This window comes from Salinibacterium xinjiangense, assembly GCF_014645015.1.
Taxonomy (GTDB): domain Bacteria; phylum Actinomycetota; class Actinomycetes; order Actinomycetales; family Microbacteriaceae; genus Rhodoglobus; species Rhodoglobus xinjiangensis.
On record NZ_BMLC01000004.1, the window covers coordinates 48,409 to 68,779 of the forward strand.

The window sequence follows — 20,371 nt, forward strand, 5'->3', positions numbered from 1 at the left end:
GCTAGTCGAGCAACAGCGCCGGTTCCTCGAGCACGCTTGCGACATCCGCTACGAATCGACTCACCACGTCGCCATCGACCACGCGGTGGTCGAAGCTCCCACCGAGGGTCGTCACGAACCGCGGCCTGACCTCGCCATCCACGACCCACGGCTTCTGCTTGATGGTGCCGAGTGCGAGAATCCCTGCCTCGCCCGGGTTCAGGATCGGGGTTCCCGTATCCATGCCGAACGAACCGAGGTTGGTGATCGTGAATGTGCCGCCCGCCATCTCCGCCGGCTGGGTACGACCGTCCCGGGCCGTGATCGTCAATTGCTCGAGTGCCGTCGCAAGGTCGCGCAGGGAAAGGGTGTGCGCATCCTTGATATTCGGTACGACCAGCCCCCGCGGTGTCGCAGCGGCGATGCCGAGGTTCACATAGTGGTGCACGCTGATCTCTTTATCGGTCCACGTGCTGTTGACGGTCGGGTTTCGTCGCACGGCCCAGATCACGGCCTTGGCCGCGATGAGCAGCGGCGAGACCCTGATGCCCGCGAAATCCGGGGAGTTCTTGAGACGCTTGACGAACTCCATCGTCCTCGTCGCATCGAGGTCGACGAACACACTCACGTGCGGAGCAGAGAATGCGCTGCCGACCATCGCCTTCGCGATCGCCTTGCGCACACCCTTCACGGGGATGATCTCTTCGCGTTCGTCACCCCACTCCGGAGTCTGGATGTTGCGGAAGACGCTGACCTGCGACGCCTGCCTGATCACGTCGTCGCGGGTGATATCGCCGATCGGTCCGGTGGCGACCACGAGCGACAGGTCGACGCCGAGGTCTTTCGCCAGCTTGCGGATCGGCGGCTTCGTCATGGTGATGGATGCCCTGGGCGGCGGAGCGCTGGCGACCCGGGGTGCCGTGGCTGCCGCCGTGGCTCGCGGGGCCGACGGGGCCGCTGGCGCGGTCGCGCGCCGGCGGGACCCACCGTGACCGCTGACTCCGTATCCGACGAGCACAGCCCCCGAGGTCTCCTCCTGGGGCGCTACGGTCGCTGCCGTGTCTGCCACGATCGACTCGTCGGCACCGGCCGGCGCCGTGAGCTCGATCTCGGCGCCCTCGGCGCTCACCGAGATGATCGGGGTGCCGACCTCGACAGTCTGGCCCTCCGCGACCAGAAGGGCGGAGACCGTCCCGGCGAACGGGGACGGCAGTTCCACAAGCGATTTGGCCGTCTCGATCTCGACGAGCACCTGGTTGACGACGACCGTGTCGCCAGCCTTGACCTTCCACGAGACGATCTCGGCCTCGGTGAGTCCCTCGCCGACATCCGGAAGTGTGAAATCTGAATTCGTCATGCTCGCCGTGCTCCTGTTCGTAAAAGTCGTGGGTGGCCCGGAAATCGTGAGCAGCCCTGGGTCCCAGCGCTAGTAGGCCATGGCCCTGTCGACGGCCTCGAGCACGCGGTCGGCATCCGGCAGGTAGATGTCTTCGAGCTTCGCCGGAGGGAAAGGTGTGTCGAAACCGGCGACACGCAGCACCGGCGCCTCGAGTGAGTAGAACGCGCGCTCAGTGACCGTCGCCGCGATCTCAGACCCGACCGAGACGAAGCCGGGGGCCTCCTGGGCGATGACCAGCCTGCCGGTCTTCTGCACCGAGGCCACCACCGGGTCATAGTCGATCGGCGACAGCGAGCGCAGGTCGATGACCTCCACGCTTCGACCCTCCTCGGCCGCGAAATCCGCGGCGCGCAGCAGCACATTCACCATCGGACCATAGCCGAGCACCGTGATGTCCGTGCCCTGGCGCACCACGCGTGAGGCGTGCAGTTCGCTGCCGCTCGCATCCAGTTCGACCTCGCCCTTCGGCCAGTAGCGACTCTTCGGCTCGAAGAACATCACCGGGTCGTTGCTCGCGATGGCCTCCTGGATCATCCAGTAGCCATCGTGAGGAGTGGATGGCGTCACCACGCGCAGCCCTGCCGTGTGAGCGAAGTACGCCTCAGGGCTCTCCTGGTGGTGCTCGACGGCACCGATATGTCCGCCATAGGGCACCCTGATCACGACCGGCATACTGAGCGAGCCCTCGTGACGGGCCGTCAGCTTGGCCAGCTGGGAGGTGATCTGGTCGAACCCGGGGAAAATGAACCCGTCGAACTGGATCTCGACCACGGGACGATAACCGCGCATCGCCATGCCGATGGCCGTGCCGACGATTCCGGACTCGGCAAGCGGGGTGTCGAGCACACGATTCTCGCCGAACTCGGCCTGCAACCCCTCGGTCACCCGGAAGACACCACCCAACGGGCCGATGTCCTCCCCCATGAGCAGCACTTTGTCGTTGTCGAGCAGGGCCTGGCGCAATCCCAGGTTGATGGCCTTCGCGAGACTCAGCAACTGCGTGCTCATGCGTGGCCGCCTTCCGTGCCCGCGAACGAGGCCTCATAGGCTTCGAGCCAGGCGAGTTGGGCATCCATCACCGGGTGTGGCTCTGAATACACGTTGGCGAACATGCTCGATGCCGGAGGCGTGACGAGATCGTGGATGCGGCGGCGGATGTCTGACGCAGCGTCAGCGCCTTCGGTCGCGACCTCCGCGAAGAACCCGTCGCCCTCGCCCCGCGACCTCAGGTAGGCCTCGAACCGACTGATCGGATCTGCAGCCGTCCAGAACTCGAGCTCTTCCGACCTGCGGTATTTCGTGGGGTCGTCACTCGTGGTATGGGCGCCCATGCGATAGGTGAGCGCCTCGATGAACCTGGGGCCGACACCGCTGCGGGTGGCATCGAGGTTCGCTCTCGTCACTGCGTAGCTGGCGAGCACATCGTTGCCGTCGATCTGCACCGACGGGATGCCGAAACCCGACGGGCGCAGGTAGAGCGGCGTGCGCGACTGCTTGGTCACGGGCACCGAAATCGCCCAGTGATTGTTCTGCAGGAAGAACACCACTGGAGTCTGGTAGCTCGCCGCGAAGACGAGAGCCTCGCTGACATCGCCCTGGCTGGTGGCACCATCGCCGAAGTAGACCATGACGGCTTCGTCGGCTTCCAGGTCTCCCGTGGCCGTCGCGCCATCCAGCTGGATACCCATCGCGTAGCCGGTGGCGTGCAGTGTCTGCGAACCAATGACCAGCGTGTACAGGTGGAAGTTGCCGTTCATCTGAGGATCCCAGCCTCCGTGACTGAGCCCTCGCAGCAACGCGATGAGCCTGATCGGGTCAACGCCCCTGATCCGCGCCACCGCGTGCTCACGATACGCGGGAAACAGATGGTCCTGTGGCCTGGCAGCGAAGGCGGAACCCACCTGTGCAGCCTCCTGGCCGAGGCTCGGAATCCACATCGCAAGCTGGCCCTGGCGCTGCAGGTTCGCAGCGTCGAGATCGATCATCCTCATGACGACCATGTTGCGATGGAAGTCCCTCAGTTGCTCATCGCTGAGCTGCTCGATATAGGGAAGGTATTCGGCGGCAGCATCGCTCGTGACGATTTTACCTTCCGTCGACAGGAGTTGCACCGTCGCTGGGGTGTAATGCATTGCTCTAACCTAACCCGCCTGCCGTCGGCGACGTTCGTTGCATGTGTACAACCTCAGCCGAAGCCCTAAGAAGCTTGTCTACAGCTTCTGCCTCGCCCACGCTCACACGGAGCCCGTCGATGAGCGCCCTCGCCACAATCGAGTGGCTGGCAAACACCTCGGCCGCCGCGGCTGTATTCTCACCGGTCGGCAGCCACACGAAGTTGCCGTGTGGTTGCGGAAAACGCCAGCCCTGCGCCGTCAACCCGTCGGCGACGCGCTGCCTCACCTCATTGAGCCGAGCCACTCGCTCGAATAGCTCATCCTCGTGCTGGAGGGAGACGATTGCCGCCTGCTGCGCCAGCCCGGTTACAGACAGCGGGATCGCGACGGCTCTGGCCGCATCCATCACATATTCGGGACCGAGGGCGTACCCGATGCGGAGCCCGGCGAGCCCGAAGGCTTTGGAAAACGTGCGGAGCAGCACGAGATTCGGGTATTCAGCCAGCAGCCCGTCGCCACTCACTGCGTCAGGGTCGACCACGAATTCGGCGTAGGCCTCATCGAGCACCACCAGAACGGTCGACGGCACTGCTGCCATGAACTCAGCGAACTGCGCGCCGGACACCACCGTTGATGTCGGGTTGTTGGGGCTGCACACGATAACAAGCCTCGTGCGATCAGTGATGGCCGCGAGCATCGCCGGAAGGTCGTGTCCGTGGTCTGGAGTGTTCGGCACCTGGATGGATGTCGCACCCGCGGTCGTGACAAGCCCCGGGTATGCCTCGAAGCTGCGCCATGAGTAGACGACCTCATCTCCGGGGGCTGCGGCGGCAGTGATCAGCTGGGCGAGCACCGACACGGATCCGGCGCCGACCTGCACCTGCCCGGACTCGACGTTGTGGCGCGCTGCGAGAATGGAACGAAGCGCACCGGCCGTAGCATCCGGATACCGGTTGATGCCCTCGAGGGTGAGCGATTCGAGCACGGAGGGAAGCGGTTCGAACGGATTCTCATTCGAGGACAGCTTGAAAGCATCGACGGCGGCGGGCTTGCCCTGCCGGTATGGCTGAAGCGTCTCTATCTCGGGGCGCAGTCGTACTCTCGATGAGGTCACAGCCCCAGCCTAAACTGGGTGGTTGCAGTCGCGGCACAGCCCGCGGACCTTTGCGCCGGTCATCGCCGTCGGTGCATAGTTGTGCCATGAAACTTATCGTGCGCCTGCTCATCAACGCTGTGGCTCTCTGGTTGACGACACTGCTGGTTGCGGGCGTCAGTGTTCAGGCATTCGCGCCCGGTGGCACCGTCGAAACTGTGCTCACATACCTGCTGGTGGCGGCGATCTTCGGAATCGTCAATGGAGTGGTCGGCAACCTGATCCGTATCGTTGCGTTCCCGCTCTACATCCTGACCCTCGGCCTCATCTCCCTCATCGTCAATGGCCTGCTGTTGCTGCTGGCGGCCTGGCTTTCACAGCTGTTCGGCTTCGGTCTTGTGGTCGAGAGCTTCTGGTGGGGAGTGCTCGGTGCGCTGGTGCTCGGCCTGATCAGCTGGCTGATCGGCATTGTGCTCCGTCCGGTGGTCAATCCTTCACGGCGCAGCTGACCCAGGCATCGTCTTGCCCAGGCGCAGTTAAGCCAGGTATCACTGGGTCAGGTATCACTGGGTCGGGCATCACTGGGTCGGGCATCAGCGGAGTCAGACATCCGCGGAGTCAGGCATCACTGGGACGGCACTCGCTCGTACTGGTAGGCGGTGCTGGTGACAGAGGTGGCACCACTGCTGAACGAATCGAGTCGCGAGCCCGTCTTCGTGATCTGGTCGCTCCGCGCCTTATCCATGAGCCGTGCCGTCTCTTCGTAGTACTCATAGTGGTGAGCCGGTACCGCGTAATCTGTCGGCACCTCCCTGCCCGAGAAGACCGCCCGCTCGACGAGCACTGCATGGTTGTTGACCTGTTCACCGCCAAGAGCCGGAACGATGTCGTCGGTGTGCTCGACGATCACAGTGGGGAATCCTTCAGGGATCTGCACCTGGCCCGTCGGGCCACCGAAAGACGCCAGCCCCTGCGTGTTGTAGTCACCGGATGCCGCCAATCGCGCTGCGGTCCCGCCTCCCTGCGAGTAGCCGGTGAACTGAACCGGGCTTGACGAATCGATCCCCGCAAGTTCCATCGCTGCGGCGACGGACGCATAGCTTCCCCCGCCGAAGCCCGCGGCGTTGGCCATATTGCTCGTCATATCCCATGGTTCACTGTCTGCCGACGGCGAGAATGTCACGGTGCCCGCAATGTAGACCTCGAACCTGTCGACGTCACCCGGCGTTGAATACTTCTCTATGACCACCTGGGCGCCATCTGTCGTTTCAGTGTCTGGCACTCGTGACAATCGTTCGGCGAAACCATTCGGGCTGCCCGACACCGTCTGCATGTGCGTGTCGACGAGCCTCACCGGAGTCTCCTTGAAGAGCCCGATCGTGGAACCGGCACGCATGACCGCGGTGGAACCGATCATCACCCCGGCGCCACCGAGCAGGCTGGTCAACTGCGGCGGCACACCCAACGCTCCGGCCACCACATCGCCCGACGCCTGCGAGGCAAGGCGCACGAGATCGACGGTGAGCGGATTGGTGATGATCTCGTTGTGCTCCCTGAACCAGGGTGCCGGATGCGATTCACCGGACCGCCCCGCTTGCGAAGTGCTGAACGGAGAAGAACCCAGCGGAGAAGAACCGAGCGGAGACCGGCTGGGTTGATTCGGGCCTCGTTGATTCGGGCCTCGTTGATTTGGGCCGAATCGATTCGGGCCTTGCCCACCCGCGTTCGCCTTTTCGATCAGGATTCCGCCAGCGACGCCGAGTACAGCCGTCCCAGTGAGGGTTGCGAGCAACAGCATCGGCGAGAACCTTGCGAGCATCGCCCCGAACTGGCCGGTGAACTCATGGATCATGCGACCGACGAAATGCTCGGCGAATCCGTAGCCGGCCGCGGCTGCCTCGATCGCGGACTCCATGGCTCTGGACTGCAGCTCGACCTCAGCGATGACCATTCTGGCCCTGTGGATCTCGGCCTCAGCGTCAAAAGCGCTCGCGGGTGCGGCCGCCGACCTCAGCTGCCACGGGGAGACGAGCGAGTCGATAACTCCGAGGTCACTCCCGAGAGCCGACATCTCGCGCCAGAGCTCCCGCAACTGCTCGGCACAGGTGAACAATTCATCGGTACCCACCGCGAAAGACCCGCTACCTCCGATGACCAATTCGTCACCCATCGGAACCCATTCCTGCGATTGCGTTCCGCGTCGATTGGATGGCCGAACGGATCGTAGCGATGCCGTCATCCATCGTCACCCCAAGTCCGCCCAACGCCGAGTCGAACGCCAGTTTCGTCAGACCACGCCACGACCCCGCTGTAGCGGGAACGAGCACATGGCGGGCACGCTCCAGCCGCCAGAGAAGGTGGGTGAGTTCGCGCGCCTGGTTTTCCAGGTCAGCGAGAACCTGCTGCGCAATCTGGGGATCGGGTGCACTGCCTGTCGCGAGATTCGTCGAGTAGTTCAACTGTGGCCTTTCCCGATGCGTAGTTCGATGCGATGTGGTGCTTGCTGCAGCGTGCAGGAGCGCGACCCGGCACGGTAGACGGGACGGCAACCGGTGGCGATTGTGGAGAATCGGTTCGTGTGGGCGAGAAGAACTGCGCAACAATAGGTGGGTGAGTTTTGAGCAGAGTTTCATCGAAACCGCACGATTTCGCGTGTGTTTCGTCTGCACAGGCAACATCTGCCGTTCACCCATGGCCGAGACCATTCTCAAGCGGCTGGCCTCCCAGTCGGGGCTGGGTGGCAACGTCTCGATCACCTCCGCCGGCACGGGCGACTGGCACGTCGGCGAACCGGCCGACGACCGCACACTGGCAGCCCTGGCATCCCGGGGATACAACGCTTCCGGTCATCGCGGCCGTCAGTTCGACCCTGCCTGGTTCGATGAACTCGATCTCGTGGTCGTCTTCGATCGCAGCCAGGAGCGCACCCTCAAGTCATGGGCATCGACAGACCAGGATCGATCGAAGGTGCAACTTCTGTTGTCATTCGACAGTAGGCAGTCCCCGATGAACGATGTCCCAGACCCGTATTATTCTGACGCCGCACTCTTCGACCAGGTGCTGTCGATGATCGAAAAAGCCTGCGCTGCACTCTTCCGCCAGATCACACCAGGAATCCGACAGGGAACATCATGAGCTTGCCCGAACAACCACTGAGCCCGCTTGACGGACGATACCGACCCATGGTCGTCGGTCTCGGAGACCATCTCTCTGAGGCTGGTCTCAACCGCGCGCGGGTGCGCGTCGAGGTGGAGTGGCTGCTTTACCTCACCGACCATGAATTGTTTGGCTCGCAGCGAGTCGAACACGAACAGGCACGCCAATTGCGCGAGTTCGCCGCCGATTTCGGCCAGCCTGAGATCGACCAGCTCGCCGCCCTGGAGGCCACCACCCGGCACGATGTCAAAGCCGTCGAATACCTCGTTCGCGCCAAACTCACCGAGCTCGGTCTCACCGATATCGCTGAGCTCACCCACTTCGCGGCGACGAGCGAAGACATCAACAACCTGTCGTACGCCATCACGATCAGCGCGGCCGTGCGCGAGGTCTGGCTGCCGAGGCTGCGCGCGGTGATCGAGTCTCTTCGCACCCTCTCCATCGAACTGAGGGATGATGCGATGCTCGCCCATACCCACGGCCAACCCGCCACCCCCACCACCATGGGCAAAGAGTTCGCCGTCTTCGTACACCGCCTCGAGCGCATCACAGCGAAGATTGAAGCCACCGAGTTCCTGGGCAAATTCAACGGTGCCACCGGCACGTACGCAGCCCACCTGGCCGCCGACTCCGAGCAGGACTGGCCCGGGATCTCGCGTGAATTCGTCACGGGCCTCGGTCTGCAATGGAATCCACTCACCACCCAGATCGAATCGCACGACTGGCAGGTTGACCTGTACCAGCAGATGAGCCACGCCGCGCGCATCCTGCACAATCTGTGCACGGACGTGTGGTCGTACATCAGCACCGGATATTTTCGCCAGATTCCGCAGGCAGGGGCGACGGGCTCATCGACGATGCCCCACAAGATCAACCCGATTCGGTTCGAAAACGCTGAAGCCAATCTCGAGCTCTCCAGCGCGCTGCTCGAATCCCTGGCACAGACCCTCGTCACGTCGCGCCTTCAGCGTGACCTGACCGACTCGACCACCCAGCGCAACATCGGAGTCGCTTTCGGTCACTCCCTGGTCGCCTTCGAGAACATCCTCCGCGGTCTGAAAGAGATAGACCTCGATCGCGAGAGACTCGCCGCAGATCTCGATAGCAACTGGGAGATTCTCGGTGAAGCTATCCAGACGGTCATCCGCGTCGAGATCACAGCCGGCCGAAGCTCGATCACCGATCCTTACGCGATCCTGAAAGATCTGACCCGCGGGAAGCGCATCGGGCAGTCGGAGCTCGTCGAATTCATCGATGGTCTCGACATCGGCCAGGACGCGAAGGACCGGCTGCGCGTCCTGACACCGGCGACATATGCCGGGCTCGCGTCACAACTCGTGAACTACATCGAAAGCTGACTGTCTTGAGGGCCGAGTACATCGAGGGGTAAGTACATCGACGCGCCGAGTACATCGACGCGCATTGCCACCAGTGCGGTGGCCCTCAGGCTGTAAGCAATCGGCCCGTGCTCACCAGCCCGGCTATCCGCACCAGACAGGCTGTCCGCGCGAGACAGGCTGCAGGCCCGGACCTTCGACCGGTTGCCAACCGAGTACCTGACGCCCGGTTTCAGTGGCCCAGTGGCCGATTGCCCTGTTCGTCATCCTGTTCGGCGAGATCGATCTTCTCGTCGCCCGTGGGCTGCACCGCGAGCGAGAGCATCGCCAGCACGACCAGCGACACAATAAAGGCGATGCCCGTGAATATCAGCGCCACTACCAACTCGCGCGTCGACATCAGTACGACAAGACCGGCGAACACGCCCAGGATGCCTGACAGCACAAGCAGCTCGAGCGGGCGTGTGCGGTCGTTGCGGCGCGGCTTCCTCATCGTGACCCCGCCTCGGTCATCACAGCAGAACCGGCGCCCTCGGAAGGCGCCCATTTGAGGGAGAGCCCGGCAATCGACAGGTAGACCCCGAAGATTGCCCAGTATGCGCCAAGCGTGCCGACGATGATGATGGATGCCGTCAGCTCGCGTACGACCCCATCCGGGCCGGTGAACGCCTGCTGGAAGCCCGGCGGTACCAGCAGCACGGCCAATGCGAGCAGTGCAGTGAGAGCTCCGACGAATATCCGATCCCGAGCGCAGCGGTCTCGTCCTCGACTGCGCAGGCCCAGATAGAGCTCAAGGAGTCCGGTGATTGCGGCGAACGCGGTGAGGAGGAATACGAAAAACGGCAGCCCGCCACCGGGAAGCGCCAGCGCCAGTACTCCGGCAAGCACAGTGATGAGCCCCTGGGACAGCGTGACGGTTCGCGTGATGCCGCGCACCCCGAGCCGCAGGGCCGATGCCACCAGGATTGCACCAGCGCTCACGGAAAATATACCGAACGTCAGGTAGCCAAGCGGGGCCGAGTGATCGGCCGTGAAGGTGATGACCAATGCAAGCGCCAGCGCAGGTACAGCTCGCCCCACGGGCACGTACCAGGGCGTTGAAAGTTCCACATTTCCAGTGTAGACCGCGTCGGATGTGCATCGGCCCCACCGGGTCGCCGCACGTTTGACGCCGGATTCGAAGCCGTCAGCGACGCACGCAACCCTGGTGTCTCAGTCGATAGCAGCGCTAGATTCCGGTGTCATCTGGTGGACGGTGGGCGACGCGCAACCACGACCGTGACCCCTTTGGCGCGCAATCGTGCAATGTGGGTCGGGTCGGTCTCTCCGTCGACCACGACAGCGTCGAAATCAGTCAACGGCATGAGAGCGTGCAGAGCCCGCTTGCCAAATTTCGTGTGATCCGCAAGGAGGATGCGGCGTGTGGATGATTCGAACATCGCCTGTTTGACGTCGACGGTATCCAGCGTCTGGTGAAACACCATGTCATCGGTGATGGCCGCGGTGGACATAATCAGAAGGTCAGCACGCATGGCCTTGATCGCGGTGGTGGTGATGTGACCCATGAAGGCACTGCACCAGTTGTGGTACTGGCCACCAAGCCCGAGGAGGGTGACACCGTTGGTTCCGCGAAGTTGCTCCATGACGGTGAGGGTGTTGGTGATCACGGTAAGGGGCCGCTTCGTCCGAAGGTGCGGCACAAGGTGCGCGGTTGTGGTGGAGTCGTCCAGCATGATGGCCTGGCCGGGCTCGATGAATTCCAGCGCGGCGTGGGCGATGGATTCTTTCTCGCCTAGCTGACGACTCGAACGATATAGGTCGCTGGATTCGACAAGCGCCGTAGACATCGCCGTAGCCATACCCCGGCTCTTTCGGATGACCCCGCGCCCATCCAGCTCGTCGAGGTCGCGATGTACCGTCATGATGCTGATGTCAAAGCGTGCGGCGAGTTGTTCAATGCGGATGGAGCCTTCGGCCATGACCGCTACCGTGATGGCGCGCTGGCGCTCGGACCGGCGGTTCTGGGGCACGTTGCCGGCATTCTCAAGGTCAGTTGTGACCAAAAATCCACCTGTGCTCACCGGAGTCCGGCCGCCTCGTCGAGAATGTGCTCGAGTTCACCAGGCTGGTGTGCGAAGCGACCAAGGAAGAGGCCGTCGATATTGTTACCGAGCGACGTCAGGGTGCCGCGCTGCGCGCTGCCGCCATAGATTACCGTCGACGATCCCAACCAGGACTCGCCACTGAGCCGGTCACGCAAAGCCTGCGCGACAACGCCCACAGAGTCAGGCGATGCTGGCATCTCTGCGCCGATCGCCCACTCCGGCTCGTAAGCGACAACAATCTCCGGGCTCGAATCTGTCCGCACCACCGTCGCAAGCGCGGAATCCAACTGGGCAATACAGGCACTGGCCGCGTCCGCGGCTGACATCTTTTCTCTCTCGCCGACGCAGAGCACCGGCGTGAGCCCGTTGCGGAAGGCTGCCTCAAGCTTCAGCTTCACCACGTCATCGCCCTCCCCGAACACGTTGCGTCGCTCCGCATGACCGACCTCGACGAAGCTGCACCCTATCTCGCGCAGGTCAGCACCACTTGTTGCGCCTGTGAAGGCGCCACGATCCTCCCAATGGAGGTCCTGCGCACCCCAACGAATGTGCGTTCCTTCGAGAGCGTCACTGACAGCGGGGACCGCAGGCAGCGACGGGAGTACAAAAAGCTTTACCGTCCCGCTTTTTATCGCGGGGTGGCCGTTGGCAATGGTCGCGACATCACGTGCCCACTGCGCACTCTGAGCGATGTTCATATAGAGCTTGAGGCTGACTCCGAGCACCACCGGGCGTGTGGCGGCGTTGTCAGGCACGCGGATCATCACCCACAGCTACCTGTCTGCTCGTATTCGTCAAGAGTGGCAACTTTTTCGGCGGACGGCGACGAGTCGTCGAATTCGTACCCAAGCCATTCCCTTGCGAGGCGCCGAGCCAACTCGAGACCGACGACGCGCTGACCGAAAGTCAGAACCTGTGCGTTATTGCTGAGCACACTGCGCTCCACGCTGTAGCTGTCATGCGCGGTGACGGCCCTGATTCCTGGCACCTTATTGGCGGCTATCGCAACGCCCAGCCCCGTGCCACACACTAAAAGGGCTCGATCGGCCGATCCGTCTCGAATAATCTCGGCGGCAGCAATCGCTACGCGGGGGTAGGAGGTGTGCCCGTCAGCATCAACGCCGACATCGATGACCGATGACACACGAGGGTCTTTCTCGAGGTCTGCTTTTAGTGCCTCCTTATAGTCGAACCCCGCATCGTCGGATCCGATTACTACTCGCCAGGTGCGGCTCATGACTCTTCCTTTCGTAATGAAGCCTCCGTGAAGACTGCGGCTGCAGCCGTCATCGCAAGTGCGAGGGAGATTGCTCCCGGGTCCGGACTTCCGAGGCTCTTCTCCATATGTGGCCGCGCTCTGCCGACGCGGGGGAGCAGGTCGGCGGTCGCGACGGCTGCTGCTGTGGCATCTTCTGCCGCTCTGCTCCAGGCAACGGCCAGGGTCTCGCCGTTGTCGATACGCGCGGTGAGGCCCAGCGTGAACGGCACCAGGGCGTCGACAAGCGTCTTGTCTCCGACCGATGCTCCGCCCATGCTCTGCACGATATCCCTCGCCGCGTCGACCGCCGCCGCGACGACATCCGCTCCGGGGCGTAACTGGTCACCGATTCGTTCACCTGCGGCGCGCAATCCGGCGCCCCACAGGGCACCCGACGTTCCGCCCGCTTTATTGGCCCAGGCGTCCCCTGCCCGACACAGGACCGTTCCGGCACCCGCACCCGCGGAGACAGCTGCCGATGCTTCATCGGCGGCCGCACGAGATCCTCGCTGCATACCGATGCCATGATCACCGTCACCCGCGACCGAATCGAGCCGACCCAATTCGAGTACCTGGCCATGGATGACGACTCGGATCGCTTCAATCACATCGCGCGCAGTACTCCCGGCCGCGGCGGAAGCCTCAGAACCAGCCACCTCGACGGAGTAGGTCTGATCGATGACCTGATCTGCCACCGCCGGTGTGTTGCTTTCTGCAACCGCTCCTTTACGGTACGCGGCAGAATACGCCGGCGACGTCCACGCAGCCTCCAGATCATCATCGAGCCAGATTAGGGTCAACGAAACCCCTGCCATCTCGAAGCTCGTAGCGAACTCCCCGACCTCGGGATCCACAACCGTGACCCCCGCCAGGTCGAGCTCGGCCACAATCGTTGCGAAGATGACGAAGAGTTCTTCGGACTTGACCGAGCCGAGCCCGTTGAGAATGACGCCCACGCGAGCTCCTCTGGCGTTCATCACGCCATCGAAGAGTTCGTTCAAAAGCCCCTCGACGAACAGTCCGCCAAGCTCGCGTGCCGAGGGCATCGGTCGCATGGCGATGCCGGGCTCTCCATGTATGCCCATTCCTACGGCCATCTGCCCCACGGGCACTGTGAACAGCGGTTCGGTCGCACCCGGAAGCGTGCAACCCGAGAAGGCAACGCCGAACGAGCGGGTGCGCTGGTTCGCCCGACGGGCCAGGTCAACGACGGCGTCGAGATCCATACCCTGCTCGGAGGCCCACGCGGCGACACGGAATACCGCGAGGTCTCCGGCAATCCCACGACGCTTATCCCGTTCTTCAGGGGGTGCACTGAAAATATCGTCCGTGACTCTCACGGTCCGGCACGGGATACCCTCTGCCCGTAATCGCTGCTCCGCCAGGTCGAAATTGAGGACATCGCCTGCGTAATTGCCATAGCTGAGGAGCACCCCAGCGTCAGTCGCGACCGATTTAGCAACTGTGTAGATTTGCTGCGCGCTCGGCGAGGCGAAGACATTACCCAGGGCCGCCGCGTGCGCGAGCCCAGCGCCAACGAGGCCCGCGAACGCCGGATAGTGCCCGGATCCGCCGCCGATGACGACCGCGACCTGGTTTTCAGGCGTTGCGCTGGCTCGTGCCACCCCTCCGGGCACGCGCCTAACCAGGCGGCGATGGGCCGCGAGAAACCCGTCGACAGACTCCTCGGCAAAAGTGGCGGGATCGTTCAGAAGATAGCTCATGGTGTCTCTCGTCGATGGGATGGTTCAGGGGACAGATTCGTGACGCCGTCCATCCCTGCGCGGTCGCGCGTGATGGCGTCGTCAGATATTTCTCCGGATCAGCCAGAGCCAATGAACGGCGCCGTCATCCTGGCAGCGTCGCCCTTTCTCATCGGGAGGCGGTTGAACCACTGCATCTCAGTCTTCGCCACCTTTCCGCTGTGCTTGAAAATATCCGCGAGCGTGGCGGCCACCGTCGAGACCACCACCATGGGCTGGCGCGCCGTGTAGGCAAGCGCCCCCAGGGACAAGAGCATGATGGATCCACCAATCCCGACGCTGATTACGTCGACGAGGGCTCTCGTGTCGACCGCACGATCTGTGACGGTTTTGCTCGCCATGGGAAAACTTCCAGCACCTGCTGCGGCTGGCCCGGATGCGCCCCGCGTGGAGGGGTCATCCGTTGGCCTCGCCCTCATGCCGACAGTGATCCCGGGCACGTTGAACGGCGGAGCCCGCCCGAATGCGGAGTCGTACACGCATGGAGGATTCCCTGCCGCCGCCTTCCCAGCCTCATGGAGAGGCTGGTCACCGCAAGACCCGCGATTCGCTGTCGTGAGGCCGGATCTGGAGTTTGCGCCCCTCACCGCGGCGAAACATCTCGAGGGCGACTGCGTAGTCGTCGAGCGTGAATGAGTGACTGATCATCGCGGTTGCGTTTATTGCCCCAGCCTCGAAAAGTTCGACCGCGCGACCGAACGAGTTCAAAACGGCCATGGTGCCGACGATCGAGATCTCATCGCGGTAGACACGAAATGGGGAGAACTGGGCTGTGCGATCGGCTGGAGCTACGCCGAAGTCCTGGAAGAATCCGGCCGGCTTGACACGGGTGAGCCCATCTTCGATAGCACCGATGTTGCCAGTGCAGTCGATCACGACATCCCATTTATCGCGTTCGGCGTCGTCCGGTGTCGTATAGCGAAACTCGACCCCGCACTCTTTAGCGGTCTCCAGCCGCAGTTCGTTTACATCCACGATGGTCACCGTCGAAGCGCCCGCCTTTCTGGCCAGCTGCGCCATCAGGAGGCCCATCGTCCCCGCGCCGTACACGAGTACGTGATCTCCCAATCGACGGGGCAATACATCCCACCCACGTATGGCGCAGGCCAACGGCTCGATGAGGGCAGCCTCGTACAAATCGGTGTCAGGCTTGAGCTTGTAGACGTTACCCGCCGGCGCGACGAAGTACTCCTGCGAAGCACCGTCTGATGCGACCACGCCCAGCCCATTCCAGAATCGGCAGAGGTTTTGGTGCCCGTTGAGGCAAAATTCGCACTCGCCGCATGTCGTGCTCGGATTGATGGCGACGTGTTCACCGACCTTGAAGTCAAAAACCCGACCATTGACGCCCTCACCCAGGGCGACGATGACTCCCGTGGCCTCGTGACCCGGCACGAGGGGGAAAACGGTCCCCTCGAACTCACCATCGAAGACATGCGCGTCTGTTCCACAGATTCCCACCGCGGCTGTTTTGATGAGGATCTCCTTGTAGCCCGGAGTCGGAGTTTCCCGCTCTTCCAGTGCCAGTGTGCCCTCTGAGGTGAAAACGACTGCGCGCATCTTTGCTCCCGTCATTGCATTTAGCGCCGTTCGCCGACGCTGGCGTGATTCCATCGGGAATCGGCATGTGCCGACTTCCGGATAATGCTGAACCGTGCGACCGAAATATCCCGTGACAATTCCTGTGATCTTGCCGGCAAAATTTCGTTATATCTACCATAGAAAGTTCACATCGTCGTGTCAACGTGTCCGGCCTTCGCTAACGTGCCGAGCTTTCGTTGGGAGGACGACGCAGGTGCACAATCTTCGGGCCAGCACCCATCCAACCGCCGTGCTGTCCATGAAATGGGCCATGAAATGGGCTGGAGATCTCTCGCCCATCCAGCCAGTATCAGGTGGCGTGTCGATCGTGTCGGAGGCCAGGGCCAAAGAGCGTCCCGACTGTTGCTTCATCCGGACGGGGAGCCTGCGCGGGCCACGGCCCCAAGGTCGCGCGGACCATGGCGGTGAGGCCTGTGGGTAGGGCCTACGGCCTCAGGGGAGGGCCATCTGAGGCCTGGGTGGTCGCCGTCTGCCGCGCGCGGCGCAAATCAGAAGGATCACGCTCACGATTGGGATAAACAGTTGGGGTAACGGTCAGTCGATCTGCATGGCTGCACGAACGTACCCGGATTCGATTCTGCCAGACCACTACGCCGCACCAGCGCGCCCGACCACCACGCCGGGACTACATTTTCCGCTCCCACCCTCCCCGGCACTGCAACTACCGAGGACCCGACGGAACCCATTCGCCCGGATTCCTCATAGCTCCCCCACTGGCCGTCATCTCAACCGCCATCGCCTGGAGGAACCTCGTCATCAGGCTGGCCGAAACTCCGCGGCGCGACCGTGCCGCGCCCTCCTATGATCCGGGCGGAAGGTCGACAAACCGCGAGAAATGCCCATGGAAGCCGACCGTCACCGTACGTGTTGGCCCATTTCGATGCTTGGCTACGATCAGGTCGGCCTCGCCAGCGCGGGTGTTCTCAGCCTCGTACGCGCTTTCGCGGTGAAGCAGGATCACCATGTCCGCATCCTGCTCGATCGATCCGGACTCTCGCAGGTCTGACAAGGCCGGTTTCTTGTCTGCTCGCTGCTCGGGCCCGCGGTTGAGCTGGGAGATCGCGATGACGGGCACGCGGAGTTCTTTGGCCAGCAGCTTCAGCGCTCGGGAGAACTCGCTGACCTCCTGCTGCCGCGATTCGACCTTTTTGCCGCTTGTCATGAGCTGCAGGTAGTCGATGATGACCATTTTGAGCCCGACCTTTTGCTTGAGCCTGCGGCACTTGGCGCGAATCTCAACCAGCGTCATGTTGGGGCTGTCGTCAATGTAGAGGGGAGCGTCGTTGATGCGACCGCGGGTCTGGGCAATGGTCGTCCAGTCGTTGGCGTGCACGGTTCCCTTGCGCATGTGCTGCAGAGGAACGGATGACTCGGCCGACAGCAGCCTCATCGCAATCTCGCTGCGACCCATCTCGAGAGAGAATACGATCGTGGCGAGGTCGTGCTTGATCGCGGCCGCTCTCGCGATGTCGAGGCCCAGCGTGGACTTACCGATCGCGGGTCGCGCGGCGATGATGATGAGCTGGCCGGGGTGCAGCCCATTCGTGAGCTCGTCCAGTTCCGCGAATCCCGTAGGGACACCGACCATCTGGCCATCACGCCCTCGTGCAGCCTCAATCTCGTCGATGGCCGTCGTGACCGCCTCGGTGAGCGGGACATAGTCTTCACTCTCGACGCCACCGGTCACGCCGTAGATCTCGGCCTGCGCATTGTTGACGAGGTCGACGACTTCGCCCTCGCTGGCGTAGCCCATCTGCACGATGCGTGTACCTGCTTCGACCAGGCGACGCAACACCGCCTTCTCGGCGACGATCGTGGAGTAGAAACCGGCGTTGGCCGCGGTCGGCACAAGTGCGGTGAGTGTGTGGAGATACTCGGCACCGCCCGCCCGGCTCAGCTCCCCGGTTTTTGTCAGCTCGTCGGTCACCGCGATGACATCGGTCGGCTCACCGTGCGAGTAGAGCGACATGACCGCGTTGAAGATCGTTTCGTGCTTCGGAATATAGAAGTCGAGTCCGCGTACAGTCTCGATGACGTCAGCCACCGCGTCCTTGCTGAGCAGCATGCCGCCGATGGAGCTCTGCTCCGCAAGCAGATCGTGAGGAGGAACCCTGTCTCCGCGTGAATCTGGCCTTGAGTCTCCGCCCCGACCCCGCTCCCCCTGGCTTCGGTCGCCGCTTCGCTGTTCGCCAGCAAGCCCTAGGTGCGCGATTGACATTCGACCCTCCGATTGATGACGCTATGCCTCAGTTGTAGCCGCGTCTGCCGACAATCGCGGTTCTCACGAAATCGACTGGCTTTCGCCCGAGCCCAACCACATCGGGAGGGCTGCCCCACAGTAGGGACGCGCAGGATGCCACGACAACCGACCCTGTGGATGACGCTGTGTACAACCAGGCAGAAACGCCGGAACTGGTGTGGGGAACCTGTGCAATCAACTGTGGATAGATTGACTTTTTTTGGGAGAAAACTGTTTCTCACCAGCTTTTTTTATTTCCTACATGCGTGTGTACAAACATGCCTACACTGCAGCTTGAGGGTTGGTGAGATGTATCTACTCCTGTGTACAACCATGTCGAAACTCTCCGGATGATTGTGCTTAAAGTAAAGACGGCGGCGAAAATAATTTTCGCCGCCGTCTACCCCCATTGGGGGGCAGTACTACTTCGCTGCGACAACCTGCAGCGTGATCGTGGCAACAAGATCATCGCGGAGACGAACTGAAGCCTCGTGCTCACCTGTGGCCTTGATGGGCGAGGTGATCTCGATCTTGCGCTTGTCGACGGTGCCCAGTCCGGCTGCAGCCACGGCGTCTGCGACATCCGACGTCTTGACCGAACCGAAGAGGCGACCACCCTCGCCCGCCTTGACGGTGAGCTTGACGATGGTGGCCTGCAGGCGAGCCTTCAGGTCCTGTGCCTCTTCGAGAGTGGCGTGCTCGCGCGCGGCGCGACCAGCCTTGATGGACTCGATCTGCTTTTCGCCACCGCGAGTCCACGCCACGGCAAAGCCCTGGGGGATGAGGTAGTTACGAGCGAAACCGTTTTTGACGTCTACGACGTCGCCGGGGGCACCGAGACCGGTGACCTCATGCGTGAGGATCAACTTCGACATATGGGTGCTCCCTAACGGCCCGAGCCTGCATACGGCAGCAGTGCCATCTCACGGGCGTTCTTGACGGCCGTGGCGATGAGGCGCTGCTCCTGTACGGAGACACCGGTGATACGGCGAGCGCGGATCTTTCCACGCTCTGAGATGAACTTGCGAAGCGTCGCGACATCTTTGTAGTCGATGACGCCCACGCGGATCGCTTTGGCGGGGGCGGCGTTCTTGCCGTCCTTGCCCTTGCGGATGGGCTTGCGGCGATCGCCGCTGCTCTTTCCAGCCATGAGTTTCTGTTTCCTTTAAGTGATCTGGTCGGCGCCTAGAAGGGCGTCTCGTCCGAGTAATTGCCTGGCGTGTTCCATACATCGCCGCCTGAGGCGCTAGGGGCACTTGCTGCCCACGGCTCCTCCTGCGGCTGGCCTCCGCCAACCTGATTGCCGCCGCCGGCGCGCGGAGCGGAATTATTTCCACCCTCACGTGATGATGCGGCGCGGGTGACCTGCGCAGTCGCGTAACGAAGGCTGGGGCCGATTTCGTCGACCTCGAGCTCGAGGCTTGTGCGCTTCTCGCCTTCCTTCGTCTGATAATCGCGCTGTCTCAGGCGACCGGTCGCGATGACGCGGCTGCCCTTTGTCATCGAGCCAGCAACATGTTCGGCGAACTCGCGCCATACGCTCGCGCGCAGGAAGAGAGTGTCGCCGTCTTTGAACTCGTTGCTCGCACGATCGAAAGTGCGCGGTGTCGAGGCGATGGTGAAGTTGGCAACCGCGAGCCCGTTCTGCGTGTACCGCAGCTCGGGGTCACCCGTGAGATTTCCCACGACTGTAATGACGGTTTCGCCGGCCATGCGCTACTCCGAGACCTTCGTGTCAGCATCCTTCGTGTCGGCATCCTTCGTGTCGGCCGGAGCCTCGACTCCGGCCTTGGCTGCGGGCTTTGCTGCCGCAGGCCTGGATGTGACTGGCTTGGACGCTGCGGCTGCGGGAGCTGCGGCAGCAGGAGCTGCAGCTTCTGCCGGAGCTGCCGCCTTCGGCGCGGCAGCAGCCTTGCGGGCAGCCTTTGCGTCTGACAGGACCTTCGCAGCTGCGACCTGGGCGATGCCCTCCTCGGCGCGCAGCACCTTGGTGCGCATGACCGCTTCGCTGAGCTTGAGCTGGCGGTCGAGCTCAACAGTCGCTGACGAATTAGCCGTCAGCTGCACGACGGCGTAGATGCCCTCGGTCTTTTTGTTGATCTCGTAGGCCAGGCGACGCCGTCCCCAGATGTCGACATTGTCGATGGTTCCACCATCGGCGCGAATGACATTGAGGAATTTGTCTAGGCTAGGTGCCACGGTGCGCTCATCGATCTCTGGATCGAGGATCACCATGAGTTCGTACTGGTGCGTCACAAACCCACCTCCTTCGGACTTGAACGGTTGCAGACGATCTGCAACAGGAGGGTGTTGACGGTTGTCGCAG

Annotated in this window: 21 protein-coding genes and 1 pseudogene; 3 read left to right on the forward strand and 19 right to left on the reverse strand. The window is 62.7% G+C overall.

Annotated features, from left to right (window positions below; translation table 11 throughout):
• Position 1: 1 nt before the first annotated feature.
• The 4 genes from IEW81_RS12065 to IEW81_RS12080 form a co-directional block, all read right to left on the reverse strand.
• Positions 2-1,336: a dihydrolipoamide acetyltransferase family protein gene (locus tag IEW81_RS12065; protein ID WP_097061551.1), complete on the reverse strand. Its 1,335-nt coding sequence runs from the start codon at positions 1,334-1,336 to the stop codon at positions 2-4.
• 69 nt (positions 1,337-1,405) lie between these two features.
• On the reverse strand, positions 1,406-2,386 hold the full coding sequence (locus IEW81_RS12070; RefSeq protein WP_097061552.1) for an alpha-ketoacid dehydrogenase subunit beta: 981 nt from the start codon (positions 2,384-2,386) through the stop codon (positions 1,406-1,408).
• Complete coding sequence (locus tag IEW81_RS12075; RefSeq protein ID WP_097061553.1) at positions 2,383-3,510, reverse strand: thiamine pyrophosphate-dependent dehydrogenase E1 component subunit alpha; 1,128 nt, start codon at positions 3,508-3,510, stop codon at positions 2,383-2,385. Before IEW81_RS12075 ends, IEW81_RS12070 begins: the two co-directional genes overlap by 4 nt.
• Positions 3,511-3,514: 4 nt before the next feature.
• Positions 3,515-4,606 carry a histidinol-phosphate transaminase gene (locus tag IEW81_RS12080; RefSeq protein WP_097061554.1) on the reverse strand — a complete coding sequence of 364 codons (1,092 nt, stop codon included), beginning with the start codon at positions 4,604-4,606 and terminating at the stop codon, positions 3,515-3,517.
• 86 nt (positions 4,607-4,692) lie between these two features.
• On the opposite strand from IEW81_RS12080, the gene IEW81_RS12085 reads away from it, so the two are divergent.
• Complete coding sequence (locus IEW81_RS12085; protein WP_097061555.1) at positions 4,693-5,094, forward strand: phage holin family protein; 402 nt, start codon at positions 4,693-4,695, stop codon at positions 5,092-5,094.
• Positions 5,095-5,210: 116 nt separating this feature from the next.
• Here IEW81_RS12085 and IEW81_RS12090 read toward each other — a convergent pair whose 3' ends face one another.
• The gene (locus tag IEW81_RS12090) at positions 5,211-6,755 is read right to left on the reverse strand and encodes a hypothetical protein (RefSeq protein WP_097061556.1); all 1,545 of its coding nucleotides are present in this window, start codon (positions 6,753-6,755) and stop codon (positions 5,211-5,213) included.
• Complete coding sequence (locus IEW81_RS12095; protein ID WP_097061557.1) at positions 6,748-7,044, reverse strand: hypothetical protein; 297 nt, start codon at positions 7,042-7,044, stop codon at positions 6,748-6,750. Before IEW81_RS12095 ends, IEW81_RS12090 begins: the two co-directional genes overlap by 8 nt.
• A gap of 151 nt (positions 7,045-7,195) precedes the next feature.
• On the opposite strand from IEW81_RS12095, the gene IEW81_RS12100 reads away from it, so the two are divergent.
• Positions 7,196-7,720 (forward strand): low molecular weight protein-tyrosine-phosphatase, encoded by a 525-nt coding sequence (locus tag IEW81_RS12100; protein ID WP_179691900.1) that lies wholly within the window; start codon positions 7,196-7,198, stop codon positions 7,718-7,720.
• Positions 7,714-9,099 carry an adenylosuccinate lyase gene (gene purB / locus IEW81_RS12105; protein ID WP_097061558.1) on the forward strand — a complete coding sequence of 462 codons (1,386 nt, stop codon included), beginning with the start codon at positions 7,714-7,716 and terminating at the stop codon, positions 9,097-9,099. Before IEW81_RS12100 ends, purB begins: the two co-directional genes overlap by 7 nt.
• A 211-nt stretch (positions 9,100-9,310) precedes the next feature.
• On the opposite strand, the gene IEW81_RS12110 is transcribed toward purB, so the two are convergent.
• From IEW81_RS12110 to rpsF, 13 genes and pseudogenes are all read right to left on the reverse strand, one after another.
• Positions 9,311-9,571, reverse strand: a complete 261-nt coding sequence (locus IEW81_RS12110) for a hypothetical protein (protein WP_097061559.1) — start codon at positions 9,569-9,571, stop codon at positions 9,311-9,313.
• A complete protein-coding gene (locus IEW81_RS12115) occupies positions 9,568-10,188 on the reverse strand; it encodes a DUF308 domain-containing protein (protein ID WP_097061560.1) in 621 nt (206 codons plus the stop codon). Before IEW81_RS12115 ends, IEW81_RS12110 begins: the two co-directional genes overlap by 4 nt.
• A gap of 131 nt (positions 10,189-10,319) precedes the next feature.
• The gene (locus tag IEW81_RS12120) at positions 10,320-11,141 is read right to left on the reverse strand and encodes a DeoR/GlpR family DNA-binding transcription regulator (RefSeq protein WP_229671393.1); all 822 of its coding nucleotides are present in this window, start codon (positions 11,139-11,141) and stop codon (positions 10,320-10,322) included.
• A 14-nt stretch (positions 11,142-11,155) separates the two neighbouring features.
• Entirely contained in the window at positions 11,156-11,947 is a 792-nt protein-coding gene (locus IEW81_RS12125) for a triose-phosphate isomerase family protein (RefSeq protein ID WP_097061561.1), read from the reverse strand.
• Positions 11,947-12,420 carry a ribose-5-phosphate isomerase gene (locus IEW81_RS12130; protein ID WP_097061562.1) on the reverse strand — a complete coding sequence of 158 codons (474 nt, stop codon included), beginning with the start codon at positions 12,418-12,420 and terminating at the stop codon, positions 11,947-11,949. The genes IEW81_RS12125 and IEW81_RS12130 overlap by 1 nt, the downstream gene beginning before the upstream one ends.
• Positions 12,417-14,165, reverse strand: coding sequence for a dihydroxyacetone kinase family protein (locus IEW81_RS12135; protein ID WP_097061563.1), 1,749 nt, complete (start codon positions 14,163-14,165; stop codon positions 12,417-12,419). Before IEW81_RS12135 ends, IEW81_RS12130 begins: the two co-directional genes overlap by 4 nt.
• Positions 14,166-14,263: 98 nt before the next feature.
• Positions 14,264-14,545 (reverse strand): hypothetical protein, encoded by a 282-nt coding sequence (locus IEW81_RS12140; RefSeq protein ID WP_097061564.1) that lies wholly within the window; start codon positions 14,543-14,545, stop codon positions 14,264-14,266.
• Between the two features lie 187 nt (positions 14,546-14,732).
• Positions 14,733-15,764 (reverse strand): zinc-dependent alcohol dehydrogenase family protein, encoded by a 1,032-nt coding sequence (locus IEW81_RS12145; RefSeq protein ID WP_097061769.1) that lies wholly within the window; start codon positions 15,762-15,764, stop codon positions 14,733-14,735.
• An 841-nt stretch (positions 15,765-16,605) separates the two neighbouring features.
• Positions 16,606-18,024, reverse strand: a complete 1,419-nt coding sequence (gene dnaB, locus IEW81_RS12150) for a replicative DNA helicase (protein WP_097061565.1) — start codon at positions 18,022-18,024, stop codon at positions 16,606-16,608.
• Between the two features lie 443 nt (positions 18,025-18,467).
• Complete coding sequence (rplI, locus tag IEW81_RS12155; protein ID WP_097061566.1) at positions 18,468-18,920, reverse strand: 50S ribosomal protein L9; 453 nt, start codon at positions 18,918-18,920, stop codon at positions 18,468-18,470.
• Positions 18,921-18,931: 11 nt separating this feature from the next.
• Positions 18,932-19,195: a 30S ribosomal protein S18 gene (gene rpsR, locus IEW81_RS12160; RefSeq protein ID WP_097061567.1), complete on the reverse strand. Its 264-nt coding sequence runs from the start codon at positions 19,193-19,195 to the stop codon at positions 18,932-18,934.
• Between the two features lie 35 nt (positions 19,196-19,230).
• Positions 19,231-19,758 (reverse strand): single-stranded DNA-binding protein, encoded by a 528-nt coding sequence (locus IEW81_RS12165; protein ID WP_097061568.1) that lies wholly within the window; start codon positions 19,756-19,758, stop codon positions 19,231-19,233.
• Between the two features lie 177 nt (positions 19,759-19,935).
• Positions 19,936-20,280: pseudogene (rpsF, locus tag IEW81_RS12170) on the reverse strand (30S ribosomal protein S6); the annotation flags it as partial.
• Between the last annotated feature and the right edge of the window lie 91 nt (positions 20,281-20,371).

Bases quoted from the DNA above. Each gene is read 5' to 3' on its own strand.
- rplI (WP_097061566.1), bottom strand. From the start codon at position 18,920: ATGTCGAAGTTGATCCTCACGCATGAGGTCACCGGTCTCGGTGCCCCC.
- IEW81_RS12165 (WP_097061568.1), bottom strand. From the start codon at position 19,758: ATGGCCGGCGAAACCGTCATTACAGTCGTGGGAAATCTCACGGGTGAC.
- IEW81_RS12140 (WP_097061564.1), bottom strand. From the start codon at position 14,545: ATGGCGAGCAAAACCGTCACAGATCGTGCGGTCGACACGAGAGCCCTC.
- IEW81_RS12065 (WP_097061551.1), bottom strand. From the start codon at position 1,336: ATGACGAATTCAGATTTCACACTTCCGGATGTCGGCGAGGGACTCACC.
- IEW81_RS12090 (WP_097061556.1), bottom strand. From the start codon at position 6,755: ATGGGTGACGAATTGGTCATCGGAGGTAGCGGGTCTTTCGCGGTGGGT.
- dnaB (WP_097061565.1), bottom strand. From the start codon at position 18,024: ATGTCAATCGCGCACCTAGGGCTTGCTGGCGAACAGCGAAGCGGCGAC.
- IEW81_RS12125 (WP_097061561.1), bottom strand. From the start codon at position 11,947: ATGATCCGCGTGCCTGACAACGCCGCCACACGCCCGGTGGTGCTCGGA.
- IEW81_RS12070 (WP_097061552.1), bottom strand. From the start codon at position 2,386: ATGAGCACGCAGTTGCTGAGTCTCGCGAAGGCCATCAACCTGGGATTG.
- IEW81_RS12085 (WP_097061555.1), top strand. From the start codon at position 4,693: ATGAAACTTATCGTGCGCCTGCTCATCAACGCTGTGGCTCTCTGGTTG.
- IEW81_RS12135 (WP_097061563.1), bottom strand. From the start codon at position 14,165: ATGAGCTATCTTCTGAACGATCCCGCCACTTTTGCCGAGGAGTCTGTC.
- IEW81_RS12110 (WP_097061559.1), bottom strand. From the start codon at position 9,571: ATGAGGAAGCCGCGCCGCAACGACCGCACACGCCCGCTCGAGCTGCTT.
- IEW81_RS12130 (WP_097061562.1), bottom strand. From the start codon at position 12,420: ATGAGCCGCACCTGGCGAGTAGTAATCGGATCCGACGATGCGGGGTTC.
- IEW81_RS12075 (WP_097061553.1), bottom strand. From the start codon at position 3,510: ATGCATTACACCCCAGCGACGGTGCAACTCCTGTCGACGGAAGGTAAA.
- IEW81_RS12145 (WP_097061769.1), bottom strand. From the start codon at position 15,764: ATGCGCGCAGTCGTTTTCACCTCAGAGGGCACACTGGCACTGGAAGAG.
- rpsR (WP_097061567.1), bottom strand. From the start codon at position 19,195: ATGGCTGGAAAGAGCAGCGGCGATCGCCGCAAGCCCATCCGCAAGGGC.